Below are 15,876 nucleotides of genomic sequence, written 5' to 3'. Positions count from 1 at the left end.
GTTGAGTGCAGACATTTATCTTGCATATATTTGGGAGGAAAGAGCAGTTGCCGACGGCAACTGCTCTTTCCCCCTTCAGAATGATTATCATTTTTATGGCTTGTATATCTTATTCTCTGGAAGTCCCTTAAAAGATAGCCAAACACTACATCATTTTTGGAGAGATGCACTGTGGGATGTCAAAAAAATAAGAGAAATTAGGCTGTGGTTGATCAAAACGTTTATTGGTGAAAGAGAAATAATTTTATCTAGCTACAATCTAGTAAAAAACTAATGAAAAATGACTATTACAGGCAAAGTTTACCTCGTGGGTGCCGGGACAGGAGACATAGCATACCTAACAGTAAAAGCTTATAATCTCTTGGCTGTGACTGAGGTATTGATATACGATGCGCTGGTAGATGAACAATTGTTGCAGTGTGTAACACCCGATTGTTTGAAGTTAGATGTCGGTAAACGTGGTGGTAAACCCAGTACACCCCAAACTGAGATTAACAAATTATTGGTGCAGCACTGCCAAGCAGGTAAACAAGTTGTAAGGTTGAAATCAGGCGACCCGTTTATTTTTGGACGCTGTACCTCAGAAATTGAAGCTTTAAAAGTCGCTGGTTGTGAGTTTGAGGTAGTCCCAGGAATTTCTTCAGCTTTAGCAGCACCATTATTCGCCGGAATTCCGTTAACAGACCCCGTGATGAGTCGCTGTTTTGCTGTGTTTACAGCACACGAACCAGATGCTTTAGATTGGGAGGCGCTATCAAGGTTAGAAACACTAGTAATCTTGATGGGCGGACAACATCTACCAGAGATATTACATCAATTGTTGCGGCGTGGCCGATCGCATCTCACTCCCATTGCGATTATCCACTGGGCTGGAACACCTAATCAACAAATTTGGACTGGTCAACTAAACAATATTTTAGAAAAAACGGCTGGGTTATTTCTCTCACCAGCTGTCATTGTGATTGGTGAGGTTGTCGGGCTACGCAATTACTTGCAATCTGAGAAAATATATTCTGAGGATTCGACTACAGCAATTATTCCTAGTCTCGCAATTATGTCCAACAACCTCCCCCTCGCAGGAAAAACTATCTTAGTCACCCGTTCTGTGGGACAATCGAATGAATTTAGCGATCGCCTGAAGGCAGTTGGTGCTACAGTCATTGAGATGCCGACTTTAGAAATCAGGCCGCCTTCTAGCTGGTCAGATTTAGATCATGCGATCGCTAGTTTATCTGACTTCGACTGGTTAATTCTCACTTCTACCAACGCTATTGAATACTTTTTTGCCAGACTAACTGCACAAGGTAGAGATTCTCGTGCTTTAGCTAATGTCAAAATTGCTGTTGTTGGTGAGAAAACTGCCCAAAGTCTCAAACAACAAGGTCTACAACCAGATTTTATTCCTCCTAACTTTGTCGCAGATTCTTTAGTGGAAAACTTTCCCGAAAATTTGTTTGGGAAAAAGATTTTATTCCCCAGAGTCGAAAGTGGTGGACGAGAAATTTTAGTTAAAGAATTAGCTGCTAAAGGCGCAGAAGTTATTGAAGTTGCAGCTTATCAATCTTGCTGTCCCAGTAATATTCCAGAATCAGCAAAGTTAGCTTTACAAAATCATCAGGTAGATATTGTTACCTTTGCTAGTTCCAAAACTGTGCAGTTTTTCTGTCAAATTATAGACACCGCATTTGCTCATAACTCTGATGCCATACAATCATCTCTAGCAGAAAATTATTTACAGAATGTTTGTATTGCTTCCATCGGCCCCCAAACTTCCAAAACTTGTCATTCTTTATTCGGACGGGTGGATGTAGAGGCTGAAGAATATACTTTAGATGGACTAACTCAAGTTTTAATTAAAAAGTATGAAGTATGAAATTTTATTCTTTAGCCATTGATCTTTGACTATTGAGCAATGACCAAACGCATTATTGGGTTAACAGGAGGAATTGCTACAGGTAAAACCACTGTTACGAATTATTTAGCCAGTGCTTATGACCTGCCAATTTTTGACGCTGATATTTATGCTAGGGATGCAGTATCTATTGGTTCACCTATTTTAAGAGCGATCGCTCAACGTTACGGTGAAGAAATATTACTTCCTGACGGCAATCTCAACCGTCAACACTTAGGCGAAATTATCTTTCAAAACCAAAATGAACGCCAATGGGTAGAGGATTTGATTCATCCTTATGTCAGCAAGTGTTTTCTCCAAGCAATTGCTACATCAAGCTATGAAACTCTGGTGCTAGTCATTCCTCTATTATTTGAAGCACAGATGACACATTTAGTTACAGAAATTTGGGTAGTAATTTGTTCTGAGGCACAACAGTTACAAAGATTAATACAGCGAAATCATCTCAATCGAGAACAAGCACAAGCACGGATTCAAAGCCAATTACCTTTGACAGAAAAAGTAGCTCGTGCAAATGTTGTGTTAGATAACTCTTCTACTCCAGAAATATTACTACATCAGGTAGATGTTGCCTTAAAAAAAACTACGATAAGTATAAATAGTTTTGATTAATAAATGTAGATTCATGACAATCTGATGCGATCGTGAATTTTTAGATTAATCAATAAGTTAAAGTCAGGAAAACAAGACACATTCCAAATCTTTATCTGCAAATAATCTAATTTTTATCTACGAATAACTTAGTAATTTTACTGTGGACACTACCATTTATACCTTGTAATTTATGCAGTAACTTCATATTATAGGAGTCTGTCATAGGAAATTCGGTGGCTTTAAGACAGTACGGTTGGCATCATTACTAACACAGATATTATTCTCTGACAGAAATTAAACAATTAAAATTCAGAATTATGTCTGCAAAAAACCTGCATCCATTTTAGATACTGCTTATAAAATTATTCTTGGATATATTTTAAAAACAGTTGGGAATCTTATCAATTTTGTCTTGTTATCTACATAAATAGCAATTTTTCTGAGATATTTAGATAATTTTTTGCATCAGATGCAGCTAATTATTATAGCAGTAGCCAAGGCAGTTAGGACATCGGCCAATGATAAAACTCACGCACTAAAAGACTTTTAACCCTGTCACCTGCTATAACAAGAATTTATCTTCTATGTTTTCTAGATAAATTATTGAGAAGGATGCCTATTCATATAGTAAAATCGATATTTTTAAACATGATTTTGGAAAAATCTTTTGTATTTTGTGTCAGAACAGGTATGAACTTAAGTTTCAATTTATTTAATTGGTGGCCGCTAGTACTTGTATTAAAACATCAACGAAACCAGCAGCAAAAAACGCATGATTATAGCCAATTTATTAAGGGTAGAGATTATGTATTTGAGCCGTTAAATCAAGGTTTGGCAGGACAAATGACTGGTGTAGGGAGAGGTATCAAGCCTCGCGATTACATTATTTTGCGGCGTGGTTCTGAATTGTCTCACTATCAAGTTGAAGAAATAGATTATTATGCCGACCCGCCAGATATGTGGATGGCTTTGCTGAAAAAAGTCATAGATAATTCGTAATGCGTAGTTCTTAATTACGAATTACGAATTACGAATTATTTAACTTTCTCCACCTACTACTACATCCCTAATTCGGAGGCTGGGGCCACCGCAACCAACAGGTAAACCATTTTGTCCACCTTTACCGCAGCCACCAGACTCATCCCAGTAGAAATCATCGCCAATTGCTTCAATATCAGCTAGGGTTTGAAAAACGTTACCGGAAAGTGTCACATCCTTAACGGGTTCAGCAATTTTGCCGTTTCTAATCATCCATGCTTCCCCGGCGCTAAAGGTGAACATTTCGCCGTTGGTCATCCCACCTAACCAATTACGGGCATATACGCCTTCTTTGATACCTGTGAATAAATCTGCAACTGGGGTTTTACCAGGTTCAATCCAGGTATTGGTCATGCGGACAATGGGACTAAAGTGATAATTAAGACAACGGGCATTGCCTGTGGGTACTTCGTCTAATTTGCCAGCAGTTTCACGAGAATGTAACCGTCCTACCAAAATCCCATCTTGGATAAGTTGGGTGGTAGTGGCGGGCGTACCTTCGTCATCATAAAAATAACTCCCGCGATGTCCTTCCGGGGCTGCACCATCAAAAATTTGCAGTTCTTTTGGCCCAAACCGCCGTCCGATGGTCATTACTTCCAGTAAATCGGGATTTTCGTAAGCCATATCTGCTTCGGAAAGATGTCCAAAAGCTTCATGAACGAATAAACCCGTAAGGATGGGATCAATAACTACCGTGTAGGTATTACCTTTGACTGATGGTAGAGATAATGCTGCAACCGCTCTTTGGGCAGCATTTTTGACTTGTTCATCTAAGTTAACTAAATCTTCGTAGGCTTTGCGAGAGCCTGTAGTTTCCCGTCCAGTTTGGACAGTTTCGCCATTTCGTGCAGTGGCGGCGAAGCGCATTTCCATGTCTACCCAAGATTGGTCAATGAAAGTACCTTCGGAGGTAGCGATAATAATTCTCTGGGCGCTGTCACCGTAGCGGACTGAAGTTGTGGTGATTTGGGGGTCAACACTTTTTAATAGTTGAGTGTAGCGATCGCACAATTCTTTTTTCTGCGATAAGCTAATTTTACGTGGATCTGTACCTGTGAGCGGTAGTTCACAGATGGCTTGCACTGGGTCAATGGGAGCAAGTAAAGTTTCTTCATCACCAACCATCCGAGCAGCTGCGATCGCTTCTTCAATTCGTTCTTTAATAGTAGAAAGCTGGTTAAAACTGCTCAAACCCCAGCCACCTTTATAACAAGCTCGAATATGTCCACCAATGGAAATACCTTCACTCAGGGTTTCTACCTTGTCGCCACGCAACAAGATGTCAGTCCCTTCCGCTTCCTCTAGGCGAATCATCAAATAATCTACACGGGATGAGTAGCGGGAGATGAGGTCGGAAACTAAATTTTGTGCGTCAGCAAGTGTAGTTGGCATTTACAATTTTAGATTTTAGATTGACTCCACAGATAAATCTGGGGATTTATACTATCAAGGAATTATTAGTTATTACAACGAACTATATTTATTGTGCAATATACAGGAGTAGGTTGGGTGGAGCGATCGCGAAACCCAACATCCAAAAGCCTCGCCATTGCTGGGTTTCGCCATAGGCGAGTATCAAAGACTCGTTCGTGAGTATCAAAAACTCATTCACGAGTATTTAAGACTCGTCCGCGAGTATCAAAGACTCATTCACGAGTATCAAAGACTCATTCGTGAGTATCAAAGACTCGTCCGTGAGTATCAAAAACTCATTCACGAGTATCAAAAACTCATTCACGAGTATCAAAGATTCATCCGCGAGTATCAAAAACTCATCCGCGAGTATCAAAGACTCGTCCGTCAGTATTCAAGACTTGTTCAAAAGATTTAGGGGGATCAAGCCGAGTTTTTGCTTCTCATCCGAGATGTGTGTACACCGTAGCCTTGTAGGGGAGAGGTACTCTACGAGAAGAGCTTCGCTCTATGGAGAGGGGTTTTTAATCTGTCGAACTCACGTTTATATTTCAATACGGTTCAGTTAAGCTAGAAAAATAAATTTGCGTAGGTTGGGTTGAGGAACGTAGCTTGCTTCCCGTAGGGTAATCCAACGTTTTTGGGCATTTGTTGGGTTTCACTTCGTTCAACCCAACCTACAATTATTCTTAACTGAACCGTATTGGTTTATATTTAACGTTTCTTTTGTCTGCGTCTCAGCATATAGCCGAAACTCAAAGCACCAACAGCTAATACACCCACAACAGAGTCAGACTCAGGTACGACAGCAGCATTGTCTACAAGAACGCCAAAACTACCGAAAGAATCACCCACAGTCGCCACACCAATACCTAGAGAATAAGTGCCGGTGGTGGGGATGGTGTAGGAAAAAGTCTGATATCCAGTTTCACTGAGAAAAGTTGTGGAACTAGGAATCAAGGTTGAGAATGTGTCAGCGAGTCGCTCAAGGGAGTCGATGTTAACAAAAGCAAAGCCATTAAAGCTAGGAGATTGGCTGGCTTCATTCGTTAAGAAATTCCACCCAAAGCTGAGAGTTTGTCCTGCAACTGCTGAGAATTCTTGCTGGATTGCCGAGCCGCTAAAGATTGGCCCGTTGATATCATCTAAACTGAATGGTGCTAACCCTAAGAAATCTTCTAATTCTCCTGGAGTAGCAGTTATACCATCAGCAGTTGTGGATATTAAAGCTTGGAAGTTGCCTTCAGTGGGGTTACTGCCAAAGTCAGCAGTTTGAATACTGGTGTTACCGACTGTCAACCAATCAGTGAAATTACCATTTTCAAAGCCGCCGTTCAGCAAAGCTGCATGAGCAGGTGCAGAGGTTAAAATCGTTGGTACACTAATTAAGGCTACAGCGATCGCAAGTAAATTAAACTGAAATCTGGACATGAAATTCAGCACTCCGAAAATAATTAAGTAATCAGTTTCTAAGATTGAGGGCTTGTCCTTGAACTGTTGGGGCAGAAGGAACACCAAGTATGCTGTTGATAGTTGGGGCTATATCGATATTGCGAATTGTGCCGATATTGCCGCGACGATTGATGTCAGGGCCTGCGGCGTAAAAAATGGCACTAAGATTCGGTATTGTTGGGTCATAGCCATGCGCCCCGTAGAAACTAGGCACAGATAAAACTGAGCTATTGGTATCGCCTAAACGTGGTACAAATGGACTTTGTGTGCCATCAAAGTTGTATCCTTCGCTCATAATTGCAAAGACATCACCAGTATCTTGACCAACAAATTCGCTTGTACCCAATCCAAATTTCGGATCGTTCAAATCAGCTGGTAACGGACGAGGGTATATCTCATCAAAAATTGCTTGTCGTCCGCCTGGGGCGTAGTTGGGATTGGTGTCTACAAATTCCCGCAAAGCTGTGACAATTTGCTGTTGCAGAGTTACATATTCAGCGCGAGTCACAACGCCGTTGGGTTCACGTCCTTGAAGGCTAATATAAATATTGGCTGCTGGCCCTGATGTAATTGCTCTGACTCTAGTTAAGTCAAAACCTCTACTAATCAGGTAGTTATTCAGACTCACTGCTGTATGGAAGGGTGAAAAGCCGTGATCTGAGACAACTAGGATATTACTGTTGGGTACACCTTGGCGATTTGTACCTACCGTATTAATAATGCGCTGTACAGCATTATTAGCAGCCCGATAAGCAGTCTGTACATAGGTTCTGTATCGAGCGACTTTGGCTTGATCTTGTCCTGCGCCAATAGACGATGGATTAGTTGGTTCACTAGGCTGACGGGGGTCAGTTAACAGAAACTGGTGTTCTGAGCCATCTGGTTGTTCAATATAAACCATGACTAAATCAGCATCGGGATTTTGGTTAATTGCTCTCAACGCCAATCGAGTTTGATAGTCTACAAAAAGTCGTACTAAGTCTGCGTAAACTGCTTCTAGTTCTGTGTCGGGGAAAGCGTTAAATCCAGGGCTGATGCGTTGGGGAATCCGAAAATCAGGTTGGGGAGCCCAGAAACCAACGTTACTAAGCACATCATCAACAGTGGTTTGCACTACTGGATTTCGCGGAATCGCATTAGCAGAATAACGAGCAATTCTCACAGTACTCAGGTCAGGGGCAAGATTGCTGACATAAAATCCTGTTCCCGCTTCATTGGAACTACCTTCAAAGTAAAATAGGCTAGAACGACGATCGCGCGCTCTGACATAGGCAGGGCCAGTTGATGGTAAACTGAAAGGCCCAGCAGGAATACCAATCTGAGCATCGAAGAAAACCAGCGTATCATAATTGGTGCGGCGATCGTTTGTTGTATCTAATGCCGCAACTTGGATATCATAGCTGACACCACCAACAGTAAAGCGATCGTTTAAAGCAGCTTGCTGGATTGGGCTGTAAGAAACTCTTCTCGCACTATTGAGTTGACTAACTATTTGGCTAGAAGCTGGACTAAAATTAGCGGCGGTTAAACTAAAACCACTCGCACCTACCCCAGCAAAAGCACCAAAAGGAACTGTGTAAGATACAGTTCTTCTACTGGAAGGATCAATAATTGGGCTATTAGCTAAACCCGGTACTCGTACATCAATTCCATCTGCACCGGGAAATGTAGCCGCCACAACTTGCTTACCATTGCGCTGGAGTCCAATCCACACTGGTTCAGCCGTAGGTTGTATACTTGCAGCCGGGCCAAAAGTAGAATAGCCCCCAATGGGAGCGCCAAAACCGCTGATATTAGAATTAAATGGACTAGCAACCAAGTGGAATGTGTTGGCGTTAATATCATTACGAGCAGCAGTTGAACCTGTACCAATCGCTATATGACAAGCCGCAGTTAGAGATGCGCTACAGGTGATGTTTTGCTCTGCGTAAACTCCTTGATTTCTCAGCAGTCCCAAGCCCTGTCTAGGACTCAGTACACCTTCTGTCAAATACTTTTCAACAAAATCTGGTGTTGCGCCATCCAAAGAAATTAAAATCACTTTAGGATGCGATGCACTTGATACTGGTTGAGCCACTATAGAATGCAAAGTTAAGCTGAAGAAAAATGTCACCAGCACCACAATGGATAGGCGCATAAATAACTTGTGTCTCAAAGTCCGCCATAGCCACGAAAATGCTTTATTTATTCCATAGAATTTTAAATATCTGCTCACTTGTCCTCCGTAAGTAAAATACCGTCAATCGACTGAGATGATTGATTAGAGGCAGGGGGCAGGGAGAAGAGGGGACTGTAGGTACAAACCGAACTTCGTTCAGGCTCCCTTGCTCCCTTTCACCTTTGGTTAAAACCCCATCTCTTGTAGGTGGCTTTTCTCCCCTGCTAAGAGCTCCCTTCCCCCCTGCTTTTCTATTCTCAATTTATTGACAGCATGTTAACGAAAGGCTATGAAAATCTTAAGTGGAGCAAAAGATTAAACAGAAAATTCCCACAATCCGCACGGGAACGAGAAAATCGTTACCAGTAAGTGGAATGAGGGAAAAATCTCAATCGTAAAACTTTAGCTCATACCGTCTGTTTCTGGCTTAATCGTCACAGTTGCGACCCTCTTCAGTTCGACCAACTTGTTACGAATATTAAGTCGCACATCGCGTTATCTAGTAATAATTAACATAGCATGTGACAGATTACAGAGTTAAAAGCCTTTGAGTCTTTAAGTTGATCATCTGCCGATAAGCTGTTAAGCATTTAATTTGCACATTGAGGCCGCAGGGGGGCAGGGAGCAGGGAGCAAGGGAGAGGGTTTGCAGCTTTGATTACCATGAAAATGGTGCAATTTAAATGACGATTAGCTTATCATAACGGCCTTAGCTATTGCCATAATTGCCACTATAACTTTACTTATCTGACAAACATGCGATCGCCTTGGATTTAAATCCAAGGCGGTAGATTATCTGACTATTTCAAAACTACATGGAAAGAATTCAAATAGCCTGTAATAGTTTTACCTAGAGTTTTTTGTTGCTTTTTAGTGGTGATAGCCATGACTTGATAAAGTCTGCCTTCTGCAACATACATCCTACTTCTAGTAATTTTACCTCCGGCATTAACAAACTCAATTTCTTTGCCTGGATGACCGTTAGAACTGCGAATATTGCGCTGGCGAATTAAACTACTTTTCGTAGTTTTTAAAACCATATACTGTGCTTGATCTAATATGGTTTGAGGATTGGTCAGTTGACCATAACTGTGAGGAAAATCGTTATAAACAACTACATAAGCAACTTGCTGCTTCGGTGGTTCTGCCGCAAATATTTCTAAATCTATTTCCCCCATATGAGTTTTTTGAGTTTGGGTTTCCTTATTAGGTGTTCCAGGCATTAACACTGTAAAACGACCATCAGGCGCACGGAATAACTTCCATTTTGGTTGGATTGGTTGAGCAACAGTTTCTTTTTTTGGCGCAACTGATTGCTGGGGTTGACGCGCTTCCACAATAAAAGAGCCACCACAAACAAGTGTAGCAGCCATTAATGGTAACAATCTTTTGAATGTCATAGTTTTAGCTTTGTCGATGCAGATATTACTGATGATGTTAGTGTTATAACCTAGCTGCACACAAAGCCGCACCTATTAGCCCCACGTGAGGGTTGAGAATAATATACACGGGTATTTCTTCTAAGAGAGAACGCATTCTGCCTTTTTGGCTAAAGTTCAATAAGAAATTGCCGTTTTGAATCAACGGCAAGATTTTCGGTGCAATCCCACCAGCAATATACAAGCCGCAGTAAGGTAAGAGTTTCAGGGCGAGATTTCCGGCTTCTGCACCGTAAGCATCGACAAACAGTTGTAAAGTTTGTTCCGAGAGGCGATCGCTTTTTTGGACTGCGGCTTTGCCAATTACAGCGCCAGGATCGACACTTTTTTCAGGTTGTCCGGCTTCTTGTTCCCAAGTTCTGACGATTTGGGCGATTTCTGGTGATTCGGTAGCATGTTTGCGTTCACCCGTCAGGGTACTGCGTTCTGCGCGATCGCGCAAAAATTGATAAATAGATACAATACCCAAACCAGACACGACGCGTTCCACAGAAACGCGCTGGGTATCATGTTTATCCAGCAAGTATTTCATCAGTTGAAACTCTAACTCATTTCGGGGGGCAAAGTCGGCATGACCACCTTCGGAAGGAAAAACTTGATAATGATTGCCATACTTCATTAAAAAGCCTTGTCCTAAACCAGTACCAGCGCCAATGATGGCGATAGGTGCTTCTGGTTTGTGTTTACCAGTTTGTAAAGTCAGTAAATCTTTGGTGCTTAAGCCGAAAATGCCGTAACCAACAGCAGCAAAGTCATTAATTAAAGAAATCGAAGCAATACCTAATTCTTGTTGCAGACGTTCGGTATCTAGAAACCATGCCAAATTGGTTAACTTAGCAGTATTGTCTACCACAGGCCCAGCGATCGCAAAACAAGCTTTTTGGGGAGTTGCTGTATTAGCTTTAACCAAAAACTGCTGCACCATCGGGACTAAATCAGGAAAATCTCCACTGCGATAACTTTCCTCATAAATAGTCTGTAAACCTTGTGATTCTGATGTTTCAACCAATTGCAAAATGGTTTTTGTCCCGCCGATATCTCCTGCTAGTAACAAAGTCATAAATACTGATTGGTAAGTGAACTACTTTTTTCTAGAGCGAAATCTTGCTGTAGAGACTCTACATCCCCCTACCTTTTTACGCAAATCGAATCACTTCCTCTACCTGAGTTAGATGAGAAGTATCCCCCTTTAGTTCTAACAACCATTCTGAGTCTTGAAGCACAACCTTGACTAAGGAACACAAAGAAGCCTTAACTTCGGTTTTAGCAACTTCACCTACTAAACCCATTGCTGCACCTAGAACAGAAGCACCATGTCCTACTAATAAAATATGCTCTGGAAAAAATTCTGCTGCTAGACATCTGGCTGTTTGTCCTGAACGTGCACGTACTTGTTCGTGAGTTTCAGGGTATGTAGCAGCAATGCGCTGTGTGTAGCTGCTGTCAATTCTGGGGAATAACTCTTTTAAGGCTGGAACTGATAGTCTTTCTGGTTCTTCAGTCATCCATTCAGGATTTAGCCATTCACTCAGGCCTGTTTCCAATTTAATAGATAAATCCAAAGCTTCTGCGACTGCATTCGCCGTTTGCACTGTTCTTAGGAAAGGAGAAGCAAAAATATGGGTGATTTTTTCCGTTTTCAAGCGTTGAGCTAATTGTTTTCCCTGCACGAAACCATCATCAGATAAGGGTGGATCGTAGCGTCGTTCAGCAGTGAGGAACCAATCGGGGTTTACAAAATCGAGGCGGTTGGCGTGTCTTGCGATCCAGATTATCTGACTCATGGGTTTATTTAAGGCAATAGAGTTCACACCTATGGGAAAATAGGCATTTTAAAAGACAGGTGCAAACCCAATATATGACAGATATTGTAATTATTTGTAATAATTAAATATGTTTTTAGGTATAAATTAAAATACTCACCCTACAGTTTTAACCAGCCGAATAGCTGAGAGAATCTTAATTGTCCAATCTGGATGTGTGGAAAAAAATTCGCCACATCACCACGCTCAAGTAACGAATGTTGGGTTTCGCTGTTGCTCCACCCAACCTACTATTCTTCTGAAGTAATTACGAATTATCCCAAATAAGCTTTTTTCACCCGTTCATCATTAATTAATTCTGATGCTGCACCTGTTAATGTGATAGAACCAGCTTCTAAAACATATCCTCTATCAGCAATTTGTAAGGCAAGATGAGCGTTTTGTTCAACTAACAGAATGGTAACGCCTGTAGCCCGTAAATTTTCGATAATTGAGAAGATTTCTTTAACGATCGCAGGTGCTAAACCTAAACTAGGCTCATCTAATAATAACAGTTGTGGTCTACTCATTAAAGCACGAGCGATCGCCAACATTTGCTGTTCACCACCGCTGAGAGTTCCTGCTAATTGATGGCGACGCTGTGACAAACGCGGAAATAACTCAAATTGATGCTGAATATCTGCTTTAATTTCTCCTTGGTTGGAACGTATATAAGCACCCAATAGTAAGTTATCAAAAACTGTTTGCTTTGCTAATACTCTCCTTCCTTCTGGACAATGAGCAATTCCCAGTTTTACAACTTCGTGAGTTTGATGGCGGGTAATATTGCGTCCACTATAAATAATTGCACCACTTTTAGGATTAACTATTTTCGATATGGCTCTGAGTGTAGTAGTTTTACCAGCACCATTCGCACCAATTAAAGTAACTACCTCACCTTTACTAATAGTTAAATTAATTTTTTTCAGCGCTTGAATACCGCCATAATTAACATCAAGTTCTTGAACTTCTAAAATTTTAAAATCTTGTATATTTCTTCTATCTGCGTCCATCTGCGTTTATCTGCGGTTTAAATCTAAAATTAGAAAAATTTTTCTATATTAGTGAATCATTTTTGTGTAGATACCAAAAAATTTTTCAACCATCTAATTACCTCACTTGTTGTTTCTTCACTAGCAATTTGAAAACATTGCTGCACAATTTCCGAAATGTTAGAAAAATATTTACTTTCCCCAAGCACATAAGTTTCGCCTTGCAACCTGTAAACCAACAAACGTTTATTTCTTAATAGCCAAACCTCTGGCACTTTATATACAAGATAATCATTAATGTCGGTATAAGTAGTAACATCTATTTCAATTGCCAAGTCGGGCGGAGGGTCATTTTGCCAATCAATCCGACTTTTACCTACCGCCGATCGCCAATTTTCAATGTAAAAGCAAAAATCAGGCTCAATACCGCTAACCTCTGGCAAACTTATGGTTATGGGTGTAAAGGAGTCGTATCTAAGGTTTAAATGGTCAAGCAAAACCTTAGCAATATCAGCCAGTAAACTTACATCTCTTCCATGTTCGGGTAACGGTGCCATTAACAAAATCTCTCCTGGTCTGTATTTAATGCGGGGTATGGCGCGATCGCCCAACACCAAGAGCATTTTTTGATAGTCTTGCCAGTTTCCCAAGAGTTTGAGGACAGCGCCAGGAGGCAAATCAATTCTTTCTGCTGTGATGACAGTATTCATGCTGTAAATCAACAGAACCTGCGGTATATGTACACTTGCTAAGATAACATCATGAATAACATCGGAGGAAGCGATCGCTATGAGTGTGATTGTTGCTAAATGGACGATTGACGAATATCACCGCATGATTAATGCTGGCATTTTAAGCGATCATAAAGTAGAACTATTAAACGGAGAAATTGTAGAAATGTCGCCAGAAGGAGAACCTCACGCTTATTGTAGCTATGAAGCAGCAGAGTATTTAATGGATCTATTAGGTAAAAGTGTTGCAGTACGTCAAGCTAAACCTATCACCTTACCCAATAACTCGGAACCAGAACCGGATATTGCCGTTGTCCAACGTTTGGGAGATGAGTATCGAAAACATCATCCTTACCCAGAAAATATTTTTTTGTTGATTGAGTATGCGAACTCTAGTTTAGAAAAAGATTTAGAGATAAAAAGTAAAATTTACGCCCAAGCGGGTATTTTAGAATATTGGGTTGTCAATTTAAAAAAGCAATATTTAGTAATATTTAGAGAAATTCTAGATGGAGAATATGCCACAAAAAAAACATTAACGACGGGAACAATTCAACCACTAGCATTTCCCGATATTGATGTGGCGGTAGAAAAAATTATTAATAGCCAAAAATGAAAAATACACAACTTTGGTATATTGTCAAGCGCAATACTGGCAAATGCGAAATTTTCCCCAGCGACTTAGTTAGAGACGATGATCAAGAGGTTATAGAGAAATGGGGGACTTTTGTTTCCCAAGAAGAAGCGATCGCTCGACGGATTGGGTTAATCAGGGCTGGTAAGTGCCAACCCCAGTAAAGATAAAAGTAAAAAGGCAAAAGGCAAAAGAAATATCTATTTGTGCCTAATTATTTTGTGTCTGCGCTACTCCTAGTAATGCCTTTGGCAGCAATTTGCTTACCTAATACTTCCACGGCTTTGGCAAATTGCGGATCTGCCAGTGTGGCAAGTTTTTCACGCTCGTTTAGCCACAAATCTTGCCTTTGAGTATCGGTCAAATCCACCTTCACATCTGGATCAACCCCGTGCTTATTAATATCTTTACCTTTGGGAGTGTGATATTTAGCAATTGTCACCGCCAATCCTGAGCCATCTTCCAAAGGACGCACCGATTGGACTAAACCTTTACCAAAGGTCTGAGTACCCACCAAAACAGCACGTTTATTATCTTGTAAAGCTCCAGATAAAATTTCACTAGCACTAGCTGAACCTTTATCTACCAACACCACCAATGGTTTATTTGTCAGAGCGCGTCCTCTGGCTATTTCTCTTTCTTGCTCACCTTGACGGTCAATAGTAGAAACAATCGTACCTTTATCCAGCCACATTCTGGCAATTTCTACACTAGAGAATAACAAGCCACCTGGATTACCACGTAGGTCTAGAACATATCCAGCAACCCGTTTAGACTCTAAATCTTTAATTGCATTTTGCATTTCCTTACCAGCATTAGCGCTGAATTGGTTCAGGCGAATGTAGCCAATATTACCTGCTGGTGTTTGTTTTTGAGAATAACGTACTGGATGAATTTCAATTCGCGCTCTTTTTATATCAAATTGCTTGATAGCGCCACTCCGCTGAATTGTCAGAGTAACTTTCGTGTTTGCTTCACCTCGAATCAGGGATACAGCTTGGTTTGTATCCATTCCCTGAGTACTTTTACCGTTAATTTTCAGGATGACATCTTTCGCTAAAATTCCAGCTTTAAATGCTGGTGTATCTTCAATCGGCGCAATCACAACCAATTGCTTAGTTTTCTCATCCTGACTGATGGTAATACCGATACCTATGAGTTCCCCAGAGGTATCAACCTGCATATTCTTGAATTCTGATGGATCCATAAACCGGGTGTAAGGATCGCCCAGTTTTTTCAGCATTTCCCGGATGGATTTATACGCTTCTTGCTGATTACTGTAAGACTTGTTCAGGTACTCCTTACGAACAGCCTGCCAATCTACCTGATTAAAAGTGCCATCTACGTATTGGCGGTTAACAATTTGCCAAACTTCGTCTACTGTTTCCTTGGGACTTGCTTTAAATAAAGCCTGACCACGCGAGTGAATGCCCAAGCTAGTAACAGCAATTGTGGAGAGTGTTACTGCCGTAGCACCCAAAACAAGCCTACTTTTTGTAATCACCATAATGACAGCTGTGTCAGAGGGAAAAATAATAGTCAGTATGCCCAATCTAACACAGGTATTCTGCAAAGACCGGGCATGTATTCCTAACTTCATCAAAATACTTGACAATCCGGCGAGGTGGGAAAGTCTGAAGTATGAAATTTTAAACTCTACTAGTTCTTCCGGTGATTTTCCTGCGTCGCTAACAACAGTCGCTTCTCG

The 15,876-nt window shown here is 41.0% G+C and carries 16 protein-coding genes; 7 read left to right on the top strand and 9 right to left on the bottom strand.

The features are described 5' to 3' along the window. The 4 genes from IQ259_RS27135 to IQ259_RS10405 form a co-directional block, all read left to right on the top strand. The coding region (locus IQ259_RS27135) for a hypothetical protein (protein ID WP_228014468.1) at positions 1 to 274 on the top strand (274 nt) is incomplete at its 5' end. 6 nt (positions 275 to 280) lie between these two features. Further along, entirely contained in the window at positions 281 to 1,873 is a 1,593-nt protein-coding gene (gene cobA / locus IQ259_RS10415) for a uroporphyrinogen-III C-methyltransferase (RefSeq protein WP_193884376.1), read from the top strand. Between the two features lie 39 nt (positions 1,874 to 1,912). Continuing rightward, the gene (coaE, locus tag IQ259_RS10410) at positions 1,913 to 2,524 is read left to right on the top strand and encodes a dephospho-CoA kinase (RefSeq protein WP_193884374.1); all 612 of its coding nucleotides are present in this window, start codon (positions 1,913 to 1,915) and stop codon (positions 2,522 to 2,524) included. 672 nt (positions 2,525 to 3,196) lie between these two features. Further along, positions 3,197 to 3,505 carry a hypothetical protein gene (locus IQ259_RS10405; RefSeq protein ID WP_193884372.1) on the top strand — a complete coding sequence of 103 codons (309 nt, stop codon included), beginning with the start codon at positions 3,197 to 3,199 and terminating at the stop codon, positions 3,503 to 3,505. A gap of 39 nt (positions 3,506 to 3,544) precedes the next feature. Here the strand turns inward: IQ259_RS10405 and IQ259_RS10400 are convergent, their stop codons facing one another. After that, entirely contained in the window at positions 3,545 to 4,939 is a 1,395-nt protein-coding gene (locus IQ259_RS10400) for a TldD/PmbA family protein (protein ID WP_193884370.1), read from the bottom strand. 157 nt (positions 4,940 to 5,096) lie between these two features. Here IQ259_RS10400 and IQ259_RS10395 point away from each other — a divergent pair, with 157 nt between their 5' ends. Beyond that, complete coding sequence (locus IQ259_RS10395) at positions 5,097 to 5,378, top strand: hypothetical protein (RefSeq protein WP_193884368.1); 282 nt, start codon at positions 5,097 to 5,099, stop codon at positions 5,376 to 5,378. Positions 5,379 to 5,674: 296 nt separating this feature from the next. On the opposite strand, the gene IQ259_RS10390 is transcribed toward IQ259_RS10395, so the two are convergent. From IQ259_RS10390 to IQ259_RS10360, 7 genes are all read right to left on the bottom strand, one after another. Continuing rightward, entirely contained in the window at positions 5,675 to 6,391 is a 717-nt protein-coding gene (locus tag IQ259_RS10390; RefSeq protein ID WP_193884366.1) for a PEP-CTERM sorting domain-containing protein, read from the bottom strand. Positions 6,392 to 6,422: 31 nt separating this feature from the next. Then, on the bottom strand, positions 6,423 to 8,549 hold the full coding sequence (locus IQ259_RS10385) for an alkaline phosphatase family protein (protein ID WP_228014467.1): 2,127 nt from the start codon (positions 8,547 to 8,549) through the stop codon (positions 6,423 to 6,425). A gap of 821 nt (positions 8,550 to 9,370) precedes the next feature. Further along, positions 9,371 to 9,970: a hypothetical protein gene (locus IQ259_RS10380; protein ID WP_193884362.1), complete on the bottom strand. Its 600-nt coding sequence runs from the start codon at positions 9,968 to 9,970 to the stop codon at positions 9,371 to 9,373. A gap of 43 nt (positions 9,971 to 10,013) precedes the next feature. Further along, a complete protein-coding gene (locus IQ259_RS10375) occupies positions 10,014 to 11,069 on the bottom strand; it encodes a glucokinase (RefSeq protein ID WP_193884360.1) in 1,056 nt (351 codons plus the stop codon). A gap of 76 nt (positions 11,070 to 11,145) precedes the next feature. Beyond that, positions 11,146 to 11,793 carry a histidine phosphatase family protein gene (locus IQ259_RS10370; protein ID WP_193884358.1) on the bottom strand — a complete coding sequence of 216 codons (648 nt, stop codon included), beginning with the start codon at positions 11,791 to 11,793 and terminating at the stop codon, positions 11,146 to 11,148. 293 nt (positions 11,794 to 12,086) lie between these two features. Beyond that, positions 12,087 to 12,824: an ABC transporter ATP-binding protein gene (locus IQ259_RS10365; RefSeq protein ID WP_193884356.1), complete on the bottom strand. Its 738-nt coding sequence runs from the start codon at positions 12,822 to 12,824 to the stop codon at positions 12,087 to 12,089. A 56-nt stretch (positions 12,825 to 12,880) separates the two neighbouring features. Next, on the bottom strand, positions 12,881 to 13,513 hold the full coding sequence (locus tag IQ259_RS10360) for a Uma2 family endonuclease (RefSeq protein WP_193884354.1): 633 nt from the start codon (positions 13,511 to 13,513) through the stop codon (positions 12,881 to 12,883). Positions 13,514 to 13,592: 79 nt separating this feature from the next. On the opposite strand from IQ259_RS10360, the gene IQ259_RS10355 reads away from it, so the two are divergent. Continuing rightward, a complete protein-coding gene (locus tag IQ259_RS10355; RefSeq protein WP_193884352.1) occupies positions 13,593 to 14,150 on the top strand; it encodes a Uma2 family endonuclease in 558 nt (185 codons plus the stop codon). Next, positions 14,147 to 14,332, top strand: coding sequence for a DDE transposase family protein (locus IQ259_RS10350; RefSeq protein WP_193884350.1), 186 nt, complete (start codon positions 14,147 to 14,149; stop codon positions 14,330 to 14,332). Before IQ259_RS10355 ends, IQ259_RS10350 begins: the two co-directional genes overlap by 4 nt. Positions 14,333 to 14,382: 50 nt before the next feature. Here IQ259_RS10350 and ctpC read toward each other — a convergent pair whose 3' ends face one another. Beyond that, positions 14,383 to 15,675: a carboxyl-terminal processing protease CtpC gene (ctpC, locus tag IQ259_RS10345; RefSeq protein WP_193884382.1), complete on the bottom strand. Its 1,293-nt coding sequence runs from the start codon at positions 15,673 to 15,675 to the stop codon at positions 14,383 to 14,385. Positions 15,676 to 15,876: the final 201 nt, after the last annotated feature.

It is taken from the genome of Fortiea sp. LEGE XX443 (genome assembly GCF_015206815.1).
GTDB lineage: Bacteria > Cyanobacteriota > Cyanobacteriia > Cyanobacteriales > Nostocaceae > Nostoc_B.
The sequence above is the reverse complement of the archived record's forward strand: the minus strand, read 5'-3'. Positions and strand labels throughout refer to the sequence as shown.

Excerpts from the sequence above, each read along its gene's own strand:
- cobA (WP_193884376.1), top strand. The coding sequence starts at position 281 with ATGACTATTACAGGCAAAGTTTACCTCGTGGGTGCCGGGACAGGAGAC.
- coaE (WP_193884374.1), top strand. The coding sequence starts at position 1,913 with ATGACCAAACGCATTATTGGGTTAACAGGAGGAATTGCTACAGGTAAA.
- IQ259_RS10405 (WP_193884372.1), top strand. The coding sequence starts at position 3,197 with ATGAACTTAAGTTTCAATTTATTTAATTGGTGGCCGCTAGTACTTGTA.
- IQ259_RS10400 (WP_193884370.1), bottom strand. The coding sequence starts at position 4,939 with ATGCCAACTACACTTGCTGACGCACAAAATTTAGTTTCCGACCTCATC.
- IQ259_RS10390 (WP_193884366.1), bottom strand. The coding sequence starts at position 6,391 with ATGTCCAGATTTCAGTTTAATTTACTTGCGATCGCTGTAGCCTTAATT.
- IQ259_RS10385 (WP_228014467.1), bottom strand. The coding sequence starts at position 8,549 with ATGCGCCTATCCATTGTGGTGCTGGTGACATTTTTCTTCAGCTTAACT.
- IQ259_RS10380 (WP_193884362.1), bottom strand. The coding sequence starts at position 9,970 with ATGACATTCAAAAGATTGTTACCATTAATGGCTGCTACACTTGTTTGT.
- IQ259_RS10375 (WP_193884360.1), bottom strand. The coding sequence starts at position 11,069 with ATGACTTTGTTACTAGCAGGAGATATCGGCGGGACAAAAACCATTTTG.
- IQ259_RS10370 (WP_193884358.1), bottom strand. The coding sequence starts at position 11,793 with ATGAGTCAGATAATCTGGATCGCAAGACACGCCAACCGCCTCGATTTT.
- IQ259_RS10365 (WP_193884356.1), bottom strand. The coding sequence starts at position 12,824 with ATGGACGCAGATAGAAGAAATATACAAGATTTTAAAATTTTAGAAGTT.
- IQ259_RS10360 (WP_193884354.1), bottom strand. The coding sequence starts at position 13,513 with ATGAATACTGTCATCACAGCAGAAAGAATTGATTTGCCTCCTGGCGCT.
- IQ259_RS10355 (WP_193884352.1), top strand. The coding sequence starts at position 13,593 with ATGAGTGTGATTGTTGCTAAATGGACGATTGACGAATATCACCGCATG.
- IQ259_RS10350 (WP_193884350.1), top strand. The coding sequence starts at position 14,147 with ATGAAAAATACACAACTTTGGTATATTGTCAAGCGCAATACTGGCAAA.
- ctpC (WP_193884382.1), bottom strand. The coding sequence starts at position 15,675 with ATGGTGATTACAAAAAGTAGGCTTGTTTTGGGTGCTACGGCAGTAACA.